At 69.9% G+C, this 13232-nt stretch carries 7 protein-coding genes; 2 read left to right on the forward strand and 5 right to left on the reverse strand.

All coding sequences use genetic code 11. The annotated features are described in order from the left end of the window. Nucleotides 1-71: 71 nt before the first annotated feature. The 5 genes from ABZU75_RS12580 to ABZU75_RS12600 all read right to left on the reverse strand — a co-directional run bounded on the left by ABZU75_RS12580 (nt 72) and on the right by ABZU75_RS12600 (nt 10167). On the reverse strand, nt 72-695 hold the full coding sequence (locus ABZU75_RS12580) for a hypothetical protein (RefSeq protein ID WP_355552806.1): 624 nt from the start codon (nt 693-695) through the stop codon (nt 72-74). A 393-nt stretch (nt 696-1088) separates the two neighbouring features. Beyond that, complete coding sequence (locus ABZU75_RS12585) at nt 1089-6137, reverse strand: DNA repair ATPase (protein ID WP_355552809.1); 5049 nt, start codon at nt 6135-6137, stop codon at nt 1089-1091. Beyond that, nucleotides 6134-8245: a flotillin family protein gene (locus ABZU75_RS12590; RefSeq protein ID WP_355552812.1), complete on the reverse strand. Its 2112-nt coding sequence runs from the start codon at nt 8243-8245 to the stop codon at nt 6134-6136. The genes ABZU75_RS12585 and ABZU75_RS12590 overlap by 4 nt, the downstream gene beginning before the upstream one ends. Nucleotides 8246-8258: 13 nt before the next feature. After that, nucleotides 8259-8873, reverse strand: a complete 615-nt coding sequence (locus ABZU75_RS12595) for a hypothetical protein (protein WP_355552815.1) — start codon at nt 8871-8873, stop codon at nt 8259-8261. A 532-nt stretch (nt 8874-9405) separates the two neighbouring features. After that, nucleotides 9406-10167 carry a protein phosphatase 2C domain-containing protein gene (locus ABZU75_RS12600; RefSeq protein WP_355552831.1) on the reverse strand — a complete coding sequence of 254 codons (762 nt, stop codon included), beginning with the start codon at nt 10165-10167 and terminating at the stop codon, nt 9406-9408. A gap of 252 nt (nt 10168-10419) precedes the next feature. Between ABZU75_RS12600 and ABZU75_RS12605 the strand changes: the two genes are divergently transcribed. Together ABZU75_RS12605 and ABZU75_RS12610 are read left to right on the forward strand one after the other, a co-directional pair. Next, nucleotides 10420-12003 (forward strand): peptide chain release factor 3, encoded by a 1584-nt coding sequence (locus tag ABZU75_RS12605; RefSeq protein WP_355552818.1) that lies wholly within the window; start codon nt 10420-10422, stop codon nt 12001-12003. A 73-nt stretch (nt 12004-12076) separates the two neighbouring features. After that, nucleotides 12077-13057, forward strand: a complete 981-nt coding sequence (locus ABZU75_RS12610; protein WP_355552821.1) for a Gfo/Idh/MocA family oxidoreductase — start codon at nt 12077-12079, stop codon at nt 13055-13057. Nucleotides 13058-13232: the final 175 nt, after the last annotated feature.

Below are 13232 nucleotides of genomic sequence, written 5' to 3' on the forward strand. Positions count from 1 at the left end.
GCCGGGGTCGTTCCCGGATCGCGGTAATGAGTAGCCACAGGTCCGGCTACCGGGTGGAGTCGGTCCGTCGATCAGCTGGGCGACAGCGTGACGTTGACCTCGTAGTCGGGACCGCCGTTGCCGGAGATCTGCCGCAGGTGGTGGCGGACGCTGGTGGTCAGCGGGTCGAGCCTGATGTGGTGGCGGGCGATGAGGTCATCCGGTGCCAGGGAGTCCACCTCCCAGATCTCGATGGTGGCCTGGCCCCCCTGGGCGACGAACGAGGGCTTGATCGAGGAGGGAGTCGCCCAGGCCGGGTAGCTGTTGCTACCCGGCGGGCATGGAATCTGGTTGGGGCTGTAGCAGGAGTTCGCCCGGACCGGCATGACCGACCCGCCGCTCGGCCAGGCACGCACGGTCTGGCTGGAGGACGCCGTTGGCCAAGGTCCGATGATCTTAATGAAGATCTCGTCACCGTCACCGCCTTCCTGCGTCCGCCACGAGGTGATCGTGTCCAGAGCGACCCGTACCATCGGGCTCCCCGCGGGGGGCGTCGTGCTCCCGCCTCCGCCTCCGCCTCCGGGGTTCTCACTACAGTCGCCGCATGGCGGTTCCACGGGGGGCCTGGCGAAAGCGGTACCGGTGGTGAGCGTTTGTGTGCCGCTGAGCACGATGAGCATGGCCATGAGCGCGATGGCCGGACGTTTCCTGTCCATTGGGGGTCTCCTTATCATTGCGACCATGACCGACGGTCGTCCAACCGGCCTGGAAGCGACTTGGAGTCGGCTGCAACCGCTGTCCTGGCGGCCTACGGGCCGCGCTCGGGAACACCAACGGCTGACCTCGTACGCCACTCGGCCCCGGACCGATGTCCGGGGCCGAGTCGCCGGCCGAATCGGCTAACCGGCTATGGATCCGGACCACAGCTGTGTGGCGCTGGAGTAGATGGGCGGCGACACGTCGCCATCAAAGTCGGAGGACACGGCGCTGCCGTAGCGGTTGTCGCCCGGCGCCGGTGCCCCGGGCGGGTCGAGCGGAGGACCGGCCACGGGGCAGGGCGGGAAGGGACACTTTTGCGGCCCTTCCCGCCCTGCCCCCGTGAGCGGGTTTCACGGTTCGGGGGAGAGCCGGTCGGCGGCGTGTTCGATGGCGGTGCTCACTCGGTCGGCGAGGAGGCCGACTGCGCCGACCGCGCGGGTCATCGGGTCGTCCTCGGCGCCGCCGAGGGCCTGGGAGCGGAGGTAGGCGGTCTTCACCTCGGTCCATCGGGCGGCCTGCTCGGCGGTCAGGGTGCCGCGTAGTTCGGCGAGTTTGAGCAGGTTGGCCTCGGCCCCTGAGGTGAGGGTCTGGGCCTCGCCGAGGTAGTGATCGTCGATCACCGCCTCCAGTTCGGCGTCGTTCATCACCGGGACGACCCGGGCCGCGAGCTTGTTCATGTTCCGGTACGAGCCCTGGAGCTGGTAGGGCGGCTCGGTCCGCGAGGCGTCCGACTGGGCGGCCGAGGCGATGTACGCCTGGTTGTTGGCCAGCACCACCTTCTGGATCCGGAGCAGCTTGCGGAGCACCGCGAGGACCTGTTCCAGCTCCACCGAGGAGTACGGGTGGGAGAGCTGGTCGGCTCGGACCCCCGAGTCGCCTCGCGCCAGCCGTACCAGCAGGCGGATGTCGTCGCGGTCGCGGGTGGAGAGCGGGGACAGGACCGGGTTGGAGGTCAGCGCGTTGTCGATGTAGCTCAGCGCGAACAGCTCGTCCCGGCCGGACAGCACGTCACCGAGGTTCCACACGTCGGCGCGGTTGGCGAGCATGTCGGGGATGCGGAAGCGCTTGCCGGACTCGGTGTACGGGTTGCCCGCCATGCAGACCGCGAAGCGCTTGCCGCGCAGGTCGTAGGTGCGGGTCCTGCCCTCCCAGACACCCTCCATCCGGCGCTGGCCGTCGCAGAGCGAGATGAACTTCTGCAGCAGCTCCGGGGAGGTGTGCTGGATGTCGTCCAGGTAGAGCAGCACGTTGTTGCCCATCTCCAGCGCGAAGGAGATCTTCTCGATCTCCTGCCGTGCCGTCGCGTCGGGCGCCTGCGCCGGGTCCACCGAGGTCACCAGGTGGCCCAGGGCAGGGCCGTTGACCTTGACGAAGATCAGCCCCAGCCGGTTGGCCACGTACTCCATCAGGGTGGTCTTGCCGTAGCCGGGCGGGGAGATGAGCAGCAGCATGCCCATCTGGTCGGTCCGCTTGGCATCCCCGGCCGCGCCGAGCTGCTTGGCCAGGTTGTCGCCGATCAGCGGCAGGTAGACCTCGTCGAGCAGCTGGTTGCGGACGAAGGCGGTCATCACCTTCGGCTGGAACTCCTCAAGGCGCAGCCGCTCACGCTCGGCCGCGACCAACTCGTTGCGCCGCTTCTGGTAGGCGCGGTACGCGGGGACGCGGTGGTCGCGGAAGTGCCGGGTCCTGGCCAGGAACTCGTCCAGCCGCAGCTGGATCGCGCGCCCGGAGATCCGGGGGTGCGCACCGAGCAGCCCCTCGACCGTGGCGGTCAGCGCCGCGGACGAGTCGTGCCGCGCCACCTCGCAGAGCAGTACGGCAACCGCCTCCACCAGCTCCGCCGATCCGGAGGCCGATGCCGAGCCCAGCCCGGAGCCCGGCGTCGAGACGTCAAAGGCGGACAGCCATGCCTCAGCCAGGCGGTGACGCCCGGAGAGGTCGTCGCCGAGCGCTCGCAGGTCGTCCTCGAACTCCTGGCGCGCGGGGCCGAGCGCCCGGTCGAACCGGTCGAGCAGCGACAGTGCCCCCGCGCTCGTCACGAACCCGAACGGCTTGCCCGCCAGTTCCTCGAAGAGATACTCCCCGGCCAGTTCGAAGACGCCCTCGTCTCCCTGTGCGCGGGTCCCGGTCGCCCGGGGCGCCCCGGACGTGCTCGCGGCGGCCACGGCGAGCGCGCCCGCCGGGCTCTCCGGCCGGCCGTGGAGACCCCGGCTGAAGGACGCGATCGCGGAGCCGAGGGCGGCACGGGTCTCCCGCACCGCCTCCACCTGGCCGAACAGGGTCCGGGCCCGGGCCAGCGACGTCGCCCGGGTGGTCCAGGTCGCGCGGGCGGCCTCGTCGGTGCCGTAGGTCCAGAAGAGCTGGGCGGCGGCCCGCGCCGCCGGCGGGTAGCGGAGCAGGCCCGCGCCCGCGTGCAGGCGGAGCGCCGCCTGCAGGATCGCGGTGGCGTCGTGGTCGTGGACGCCCCGCTCGTAGCCCTCGTCGTAGCGGGTCTCCGCCACCCGGCGGACGATCTCCAACAGCTCCCCGTCGGCCACCGCCGCCTCGTGCAGCGCGTCCAGGGAGACCTGCCGCTCGCCCAGGGTCAGGGTGCCGGACTCGGCGGCGGCCAGGATGGCGGCGGCCAGGTGCTCGCCCCGGTAGACCTCCGGCGACTCCGAGACCGTCAGCTGGTTCCAGAACGGCCGGGTCTCCTCGAAGGCCGCGTCAAGCACCGGGGAACGGTAGTCGGTCCCGGTGACGGCGAACGCCATCCGGCCTTCGTGCGGGACCAGGGTCAGGTCGGCCGGCTGGGTGTTGACCGCGAACAGGTGGCGGCCGAGCCGGATGGTCTCGCCGCCGTCGGTGTAGAGGTCGAGCCGGTCGCGCAGGGCGCGGCCCGCCTCCTGGCGGGCGGACTTGACCCGGCCTTCGAGCTCCTCGGCGCGGACCTGGTCGCCCAGCGCGCGCAGCTCCCCGGCCACGCTCTTGAGCTTGAGCACCATCGGGTCGGACCCGAAGTAGGTGTTGACCTCGTCCAGCGACTTCAGCCCGGCCAGGCGGCGTCGTACGCTCGACAGGATCCGGGTCGCGGAGTCGGCCAGCCGGTCGGCGCGGCGGGCCCGTTCGTCGAGCAGCGCCTGGCGGCGCGAGGAGAACGCCTCATAGACGTCCTCCCGCTTCGAGGACAGCTGCCCCAGGAAGTCGTCGAACTCGGCGAAGCGCGACTCCAGGTTCTCCAGCTGGAGCATCAGCCGGCCCAGCTGCTCGTCGCAGCGCTCGGGGGTGTCGGACATCGCCAGCGCACCGGTGATCGCCTGCCCCAGCAGGGCGTACTCGGCGGCGAAGGCGGCCCTGCCCTCACCGGCCAGCAGCTCCCCGCGCCGGGCGTCCAGCGTGGCGCGGGCGCGGTTGACGCCGCCGAGCACCTCGCCGACCCGTTCCAGGATGGCGGTCCGCACGGTGGCGTCGGCGATGTCGAGCGTGCCGACCACCTCGACCACGATCTCCAGGCCCCGCGCCTGCCGCTCCAGCCGTTCGCCGATCGGCCCGGCCTCGGCCACGGTCGCGATGGCGCCCGCCTCGGAGACCAGCGACTCGACCTCCGCGTGGTAGCCGGCGAAGGCGTCGTCGCCGCGCAGGAAGCCCGCGGCGCGCTGCGCGGTGCTGTCCAGCTCGGCCGCCAGCTCCGCGTCGAGCGCGTCGATCCTGGCGACGTCGACGTGGCGCAGCTCGCGCAGGGTCACCAGGTGCCCCTGCGACTGGCGCAGCTGCGAGAGCCGGTCCACCCAGCCCTGGGCGGACCTGGGCGCCTCGCTCCGCGCGTGCCGTACCAGCGCGGTGATGTCGGCGGCGGTGGCCTCCAGCGCCTCGGCGGCCTGCCGGGTGAGCGACTGGACGTTCTCGAACTCGTCCAGCACCTGCTCGGCGGTGGCCCGCACGTCGGCGAGCGGGCCGCGCAACCCGTGCTCGCCCAGCCAGTGGTAGTGGTCGAAGACCCGGGCGCAGGAGGCGATCAGCGCCTCGAAGACCGGGATCGACGGCGCCATCTCGTCGACCATCCCGGCCACCGAGAGGCAGTCGGAGATGCCCCGGACCAGCTCCGCGTTGCCGATCCGCTCCAGCGGGCCGGTGCCGACCGGACGGCCGGCGGCGTAGAGGTCCGACTGGTACGCGGTCTGCCAGACCTGCATCGGGTGGACGCGGGTGGGCTCTTCGGAGGTGGCCCTGAAGACGACCAGCGTGCCGTCGTCGAACAGCGAGTAGCCGTGGCAGGAGAGCGGATTCGCCACCTGCTTGCGGATCACGTTGTACGGCAGCAGCAGCGAGCGCCCCTCGGCGCGGGCGTGGAAGACGTACAGCACGTCCTCGCCGTTGGGGGAGCGGATGACCCGCTCGAACTCCAGCTCGGACACGTCGGTGTCGAAGGTCTTGCTGACCCCGGTGGACAGGTAGTAGCCGCCGGGGAAGATGATCCCCTGGTCCTCGGGCAGGCGCTGGCAGGCCTGCCCGATGCCGTCGAGGCGGACCACGCCCTTGGTCCGGGTGTTGAAGACCAGGTACCGCCACTCGGGCTCCTTGTACGGCCGGATCCGGAGCAGGATCAGCGGGCCGATCCTGGCGTGCTGGACCTCCGCGTCGGCGAGGCTCTGCAGCGGCTCGGTGACGGGCTCGCGGTAGATGCCCTCACCGGACTCGGTGTTGTTCTCGATCTTGATGGTGAGGTCGCCGCCGACGGTCTCGACGAACACCTCGCCCTGGATCGAGATGTGCGGGTGGCGGCCGAGCACGTGGTCGTCGCGGGTGGCGGGGGTCCACTCGAAGTCGTGTGAGGGCGGGAACGTGTGGTCGCGCTCCCCCCGGTCGTCGATGTAGGTGAGCGTGCCGTCCACCCCGACCTGCCAGCGCAGCACCCGGGTGTCCTGCGGGCCGGTCTGGAAGACGGCCAGCAGCTTGCCCTCGACCCGGCGGAGCTGGAGCAGCCGGGTCTCCCGGTAGTACCGGTAGAGCTCGGCGAAGTCCCGCTCGAAGCGCGGGTCACGGAACATCGGCGCCGGGTCGAACCGGAACGCGTCCGCCGTGTCCCGTACGAACGTGTGCATGGAGAAGACGTCCGCGACGGCCGTCTCCGGCTTCAGCCCGATGAACACGTTGTAGCCGAAGAGCATGAGCCCGCCGACCGAGACGATGTCGCGCGGCACGCAGTTGTTCTCGGTGCGTATCCGCTCGGTGCCGATCAGGCGCAGCTCGGCTCCGCCGAACACCGCCAGGCGTTCGGCGTTGAGCGCGTCGGACCGCCTGGCCAGCTCGGCGGCCTGTTCGGCCAGCCGGGCGCGGAGCACCTCGTAGGTGCCCGCGTCCAGCCCGGCCCCCTCCGCGCCGGGGGCGTCGGTGACGGCCTCCGCCGTGGAGGACGTCACTTGCCGGCGGAGTTGAGCGCGGCGACCGGGACCTCGGTGGTGGTGGCCGCGGCCTGGGCCTCGCTCAGCAGGCCGCGGAGCCGGTCGGCGTCGGGGCCGCCGTCCTTGATCAGTTTCACCAGCAGCGCGGACAGCGAGAGGTTCCGCACGTCGGCGGTGTCGATCGAGCCGAGGACCCTGCTCAGGTCGGCGGGGAGGCTCGCCGAGCCGTTCAGGTAGGGCTCGGCCAGCGTGCGGGCGACGTCGGAGTGCTCCATGAAGCCGTCCACCGCCTTGCCCATGGTGATCGAGCTCATCAGCTTGTCGAAGAACACGCTGTCGCCGCCGACGATGTCGATGTTGGCCTTGGACAGGCCGGCGGAGACCACGGAGGCCTGTGCCTCGGCGATCTTGAGCTGCACGTTCACCCCGGCGAGGCGGATCTCCTTCTCGGCCTCCAGCCGCAGGCGGTACTCCTCGTGGGCGCGGGTCGCGTCGGTGAGCGCGGCCATCGCCGCGGCCTTCTCGGTGAGACCCTCGGCCTCGGCCTTGAGCTTCTCGCCGACCGTCGCGGCGGCGGCCAGTGCCATGGCCTGCTCGCCCTCGGCCTCCGCCTTCAGCTTCTCGCGCACCGCGGTGGCCACGGCGTGCGCCTTGGCCTGCTCGCCCTCGGCGACGGCCAGTGCCTTCTCCCGCTCGACGGAGGCCTCGGCGCGGCCGACCTTCTCGATCGCCGCGGCGTCCCGCTCGCGCACCTGCACCTCGGCCAGGCCGGGAGCGGCGGTCTCGGCCTGGATGCCCTCGGCCAGACGGATCTTGGCGCGGGCGTCGAGCTCGGCGGCCTGCTGCCGGGACTCGGCCAGCACCAGCGCCTCGCGGGCCCGGTGCTTGGACGCCGCCTCGGAGGCCTCGGCCGCCTTGATGTCCTTGACCAGGCTCTCCTGCGCCTCGGCCTCGGCCTGGATGATCACGGCCTGGCGGGTCCGCTCGGCCTCCTCGACCACCCGCAGGCGCTTGATGCTCTCCTCCTGCTCGGCGACGGTCTTCTCCACCACGATCCGCTCGCGGATCACCTCGGCGATGGAGCGCTTCTCGCCCTCCAGCTCCTTGTCCTTGGAGATGCGCGACAGCTCGGTCTCGCGCTCGCGGGCGATGACCTCCAGCAGACGGTCCTTCTCGATCCGCTCGGTCTCGATGGCGAGGACCCGCTCACGGTTCTTCGCCGCCACCGCGATCTCGCGGGCCTGGTTCTCCTGCTGGATGCCGAGCTGCTCGTCGGTACGGAGATTCGCGGCGTGCGCCTTGAGCCGCTCCTCGGCCTGGACCTTGGCGGTCTCCGCCTCCTCGCGGGCACGCATGGTCTCGACCTCGCGCTTCTGCTTGATCTCCGCGTCGGCCTGGCGGCGCTCAAGTTCCAGGATGGCCTCCCGCGCGTCCACGTTCTGGCGGGTGATCTCCTTCTCCTCGCGACGCTGGAACTCGTTGGTCCGTACGTGCTCGATGGCGGTCAGCTCGGTGATCTTCCTGATGCCCTGCGCGTCGAGGATGTTGTTCCGGTCGAGGGACATCAGCGAGGTCTGCTCGAGGTAGTCGATGGCCGCGTCCTCAAGGCTGTAGCCGTTGAGGTCGGTGCCGATGACCTGGATGATCTGGTCGCGGAACCGGTCACGCTGGGTGTAGAGGTCCACGAAGTCGAGCTGCTTGCCGACCGTCTTGAGCGCCTCGGAGAACTTGGCGTTGAACAGCTCCTGCAGCGTTTCCTGGTCGCTCGCGCGGGCGGTGCCGATGGCCTGGGCGACCTTCACCACGTCCTCGACGGTCTTGTTGACCCGGACGAAGAAGGTGATGCGGATGTCGGCCCGGATGTTGTCGCGGCAGATCAGGCCCTCACGGCCGGTCCGGGCGATCTCGATGGTCTTCACCGAGATGTCCATCAGCTCCGACTTGTGGAAGATGGGCAGCACGATGGCCCCGGTGAAGGTGACGTCCACCTTGTTGATCTTCGAGATGATCAGGGCCTTACCCTGCTCGACCTTGTTGAACAGGCGGCTGATCATGATGAGCAGGCCGACGACGGCGAGGAGGACGACGGCGAGGAGGATGCCGAGTCCAGTGGAGATGACGTCCAAAATGGTCCCTCGGTTAAATAGGACGATCAGGGTCGAGTTCCGCGGCGTACGGCATCACCCAGAAGAACTCGCCGGGGGAGTCATAGGCGAATATCAGGGCGGTGCTTCCGGCGGCGAAGACGTCGTCGCCGGTCTGACGCACTTGAACGAGAGCGGAGGAGCCGTCCGGAGCGGTGACCTCGGCCTGGCCGAAGTCACTGCCGACCCGGCTTGTGCGGATGACGCACGCACGGCCCACGAAGTCGGCGCGGGAGGGGACGCGCTCCTTCGGGATGAGACGTCGCAGCGGCAGCACGATGAGACGCGTGCACGCCCAGGCGCAGACCAGCGCCGCGACCAGTACCGCCACCAGGGCGGGGGTGCCGGTGAACAGTGTGCCGCCCACGAGGCTCGCGAACCAGGCGACGACGACCAGCAGTGAGATGACCAGTGCAGCCGGGACCCCGCCGAGTCCCAGACCGCTCAGGAAGCCGGTGGCCCCCGAGGCTTCGGAGCCGTCGCCGTCGCCGTCACCGTCGAACCCGAACACGCCGAACACGACGAGCACCCAGTACGCGATGATCACCAGGAGCAGGAACGTGAACAGGACGGTCGGAAAAGACAGCGTGGCATCGACGAACTGGCCCATTGGTGTGTGAGGTCCCCCTGCTGGCGTACCGGACCGCGCTCCCCCGAGCGCGTGTTGGTGACTATATACAGGTAAAGATTGGTTAAAGGGAATAGTTCCCAAATTGGAAAAATATCCGTATTAACTGCTCCACCTGCGGGTTCCCGGGGGCTGTGCGCGCGGCGGCGCGGGGTCGTCCGAGGGCATGAGGAAACCGAGGAGCGCAGGCGTGGCCTCGCGTCCTCGGCGTGATCCCGAGAGATCAGGCGGGCCGGGTGATCATGTAGGCGAGACCGACGAGAATCACGACGGGGATGAGCCACACGACGGCCTCGATGGCGAATTCCTTGTACACGGGGGACATCCCTCCGAAAGGTGGGTCGGCGAGGAACGTGGGTTTCCGACGATAACCGCTGTCCCCCGGCTGTGACCAGGGCTCACCGGGCAGCGGGCAGCGGCCGGGGCATCCCGGCGTGCCGTGACCTGTCCGCATGAGCGGTGGCCGGCCACGAGCGGGCGGCTTCCGCGAGCCTCTGTAAGCCTCTGTGAGCGCTTATGAGGGGACGGCCGAACCGACCACCACGGGATTGTCGGTGATCTCCCCCTCGACCACGTCGGCGACCACGCAGGTGATGTTGTCGGGTCCTCCCGCCTCGCAGGCGAGCGCGATCAGCTGCCGGGTGACCTCCTGAAGGTCGTCGACCTCGGCGAGCACCTGGCGAAGCCGCTCGGCCTCGACCACCCCTGACAGCCCGTCGGAACAGAGCAGGTAGCGGTCACCGACCTCGGCGTCCCGCAGGGAGAGGTCGAGTTCGAGGTTCTCGTTGCCGTCGAGGACCTGCAGCAGGATCGACCGGTGCGGGTGGCGGGCGGCCTCCTCCGCGGTGATCCGGCCGTCGTCCATCAGCGTCTGGACCAGGGTGTGGTCGTAGGTGATCTGATAGAGATCGCCGTTGCGGAGCAGGTAGGCGCGGGAGTCGCCGATGTGGGCCAGGGCGACGCGCGAGCCGTTCCAGAGCATCAGGGTCAGAGTGGTCCCCATGCCGGTGAGTGACGGGTCTTCGGCGACCAGCTCGCGCAGGCGCTGGTTGGCCTTGCGGACCCCGGCCTCGGCGGCGGCGGCGAGGTCGCCCGGGCACTCCTGGTCCAGGGACGCCACGGTGGCGATGGCCGCCGAGCTGGCGACCTCACCACCCACGTGACCGCCCATTCCGTCGGCGACGGCCAGGAGCCGCGCACCCGCGTAGGCGGCGTCCTCGTTGCCTTGCCGGATCCGGCCGACGTCGGACCCTGCCGTATAGCGCAGCGTGATCATCTGCACATCACTAGATCGTCGAGTTGCACGAGCTGAGCCGCTTTCGGACAGTTGGGATGGGCCTATGGCGAACCGAGATGTTCCACGATCCACTTAACACCATGGTGGCGCAAGCGGCCTGGGGAAGTGTTGCCACATCTGTTGACACCGGTGGTGGCGCGTAAGCTGTTTCAGTGGCCGCTCAGTGCCTCCTCAGTGCCCCCCGCACTGTGCCCGGAGTTCCCCACTTTACGCACCGCTAGGAGATCAGGAATGACCGCGATCATGCAGGAGGCGGCACGTCGCCGCACGTTCGCGGTGATCAGCCACCCCGACGCGGGCAAGTCGACCATGACCGAGGCACTGGCGCTGCACGCCTCCGCGATCAGCCAGGCGGGCGCGGTGCACGGCAAGTCCGGACGGCGCGGGGTGACCTCCGACTGGATGGAGATGGAGAAGGCCCGAGGCATCTCCATCACCTCCGCCGCGCTCAGGTTCGAATACCGCGGCCACATGTTCAACCTGGTCGACACTCCCGGCCACGCGGACTTCTCCGAGGACACCTACCGGGTGCTGGCCGCCGTCGACTGCGCGGTCATGCTGCTCGACGCGGCCAAGGGCATGGAGCCGCAGACGCTGAAGCTGTTCGAGGTGTGCCGGCACCGCCGCATCCCCGTCATCACGTTCGTCAACAAGTGGGACCGGCCGGGCCGCGAGGCCCTGGAACTGCTGGACGAGATCGAGGAGAAGACCGGTCTGAAGCCCACGCCGATCACCTGGCCGATCGGCACCGGCGGCTTCTTCCACGGGGTGGCCGACCGCACCGCCGACCGGATCGTCCGCTACACCCGCACCCCCGGCGGTGCCACCAAGGCCATCGAGACCGACCTGAGCGCCGAGCAGGCCCTGATCGAGCTGGCCGGCGACTGGGAGCGGGCCAAGGACGAGATCGACCTGCTCTCCGCGATCGGCGCCGACCACGACCAGAAGACCTTCGAGGCGCACGAGTCCACCCCGGTGCTGTTCGGGGCCGCGCTGTCCAACTTCGGCGTCGGCCGCCTGCTGGACGCCATGGTCGACATCGCTCCCGCTCCCGCGCCCCGGCCGGACGTCGACGACGACCCGCGCCCGCTGGAGGAGCCGTTCTCCGGCCTGGTCTTCAAGGTGCAGGCCAACATGGACCCCTCGCACCGCGACCGGATCGCCTTCGTCCGGGTCTGCTCGGGCAGGTTCGAGCGCGGCATGGTGCTCGTCCACGCGGCCACCGCCCGCCCGTTCGCCACCAAGTACGCCCAGTCGGTCTTCGGGCAGGAACGCGCCACGATCGACGAGGCGTACCCCGGCGACGTGGTCGGACTGGTGAACGCCAGCGCCCTGCGTCCGGGCGACACGCTGTACGACGGCTCGCCCGTCGAGTTCCCCCGAATTCCGAGCTTCGCCCCCGAGCACTTCTCCACGGCAAGGGTCCGCGACTCCAGCCGTTCCAAGCAGTTCCGCAAGGGCATCGAGCAGCTCGACGCCGAGGGCGTGGTCCAGGTGCTCCGCTCCGACGTCAGAGGCGACCAGTCGCCGGTGCTCGCCGCGGTGGGTCCGATGCAGTTCGACGTGGTCAAGCACCGGATGGCCACCGAGTTCAACACCGAGATCCTGATGGACCGGCTCGACTTCGGCATCGCCAGGCTCACCGACGCCGAGTCGGCGCCGATCCTGGCCCGCCAGCGCGGGGTGGAGGTCTTCACCCGCTCGCTGGACGGGGTCCTGCTGGCGCTGTTCACCGACGAGTGGCGGATGCGCGGCGTCATGCGCGACCACCCTGACCTGGTGCTGAACGCCCTGCTCGCGGACACTCGCGGCTGACCGGCTCGGGTACGGCCTTTTGACCGGCCGTACCCGGTTGGTTTACCTGCCATTTGTGGTGAAATTTGTCGCCATGAGTGCGACTAAATGGGGAATCCTGGCGACCGGTGGCATTGCCGCCACCTTCACCGAAGACCTGAAGCTTTTGCCGGACGCCGAGGTGGTCGCGGTCGGATCGAGGTCGGAGGAGTCCGCGCGGGCCTTCGCCGACCGGTACGGCATCCCCCGGGCCCATGGCAGCTGGGCCGAGCTGGCCGCCGACCCGGACGTGGACATCATCTACGTGGCCAACACCCAGAACGCCCACTACGCCGCGGTACGGACCTGTCTGGAGGCGGGCAAGGCCGTACTGTGCGAGAAGGCGTTCACCCTGAACCGGGCCGAGGCCGCCAAGCTGGTCGACCTCGCGCGGGAGCGGGGCCTGTTCCTGATGGAGGCCATGTGGATGCGCTGCGTCCCGGGCATCCGCAAGCTCGTGGAGCTGGTCGAGGGCGGGGCCGTCGGCCCGGTCGACTCCGTGCACGCCGACTTCTCGATCTCCGTCTCCGTCGAGCCCGACCACCGGCTCCGCGACCCGAAGCTGGGCGGCGGCGCCCTGCTCGACCTGGGCGTCTACCCGATCTCCTTCGCCCACCTCGTGCTCGGTGTCCCCGCCGGGGTGCGGTCCTGGGCGCGGCTGACCCCCGAGGGCGTGGACGAGAACACCGGCGTGCTGCTCGGTTACGACAGCGGAGCCGTCGCCCTGCTCTCCTGCGGTATCACCGCGAGCAGCCCGGTCACCGCGTCGATCTCCGGTCCGCTCGGCCGGATCGAGCTGCCGAATCCGTTCTTCCGTCCCGACACCTTCGTCCTGCACCGCATGGGCGGTGAGCCGGAGACCTTCCACGTTCCCTTCGAGGGGACCGGCATGCTGCACGAGGCGGCCGAGGCCATGCGCTGCCTGCGCGAGGGGCTGCTGGAGAGCCCGCTGGTGCCGTGGCAGGCGACGTTGGACGTGATGGGGATCCTGGACGAGGTCCGCGCGCAGGTGGGTGTCCGGTTTCCCGGTGAATGACTGATCTGGAGCTTTCTAGCGAGGGCCTGGGGGTTCTCCAGGTGCGGGTTTTGCGCTGTGTGCTGCGCGGGTTGTTCGCTGTGCCCGCTGCGGTGGGCGGGTGTTCCGGCCGGCCGTCTTGGTTGCCGTCTGGTGATTTCGGCCTCCGGCCTGCTCGGGCGTGGTGGTTGCGGGC

The sequence above is a fragment of the Streptosporangium sp. NPDC005286 genome, from assembly GCF_040607515.1.
Taxonomy (GTDB): domain Bacteria; phylum Actinomycetota; class Actinomycetes; order Streptosporangiales; family Streptosporangiaceae; genus Streptosporangium.

Bases quoted from the DNA above. Each gene is read 5' to 3' on its own strand.
- ABZU75_RS12580 (WP_355552806.1), bottom strand. From the start codon at position 695: ATGGACAGGAAACGTCCGGCCATCGCGCTCATGGCCATGCTCATCGTG.
- ABZU75_RS12595 (WP_355552815.1), bottom strand. From the start codon at position 8,873: ATGGGCCAGTTCGTCGATGCCACGCTGTCTTTTCCGACCGTCCTGTTC.
- ABZU75_RS12600 (WP_355552831.1), bottom strand. From the start codon at position 10,167: ATGATCACGCTGCGCTATACGGCAGGGTCCGACGTCGGCCGGATCCGG.
- ABZU75_RS12605 (WP_355552818.1), top strand. From the start codon at position 10,420: ATGACCGCGATCATGCAGGAGGCGGCACGTCGCCGCACGTTCGCGGTG.
- ABZU75_RS12610 (WP_355552821.1), top strand. From the start codon at position 12,077: ATGAGTGCGACTAAATGGGGAATCCTGGCGACCGGTGGCATTGCCGCC.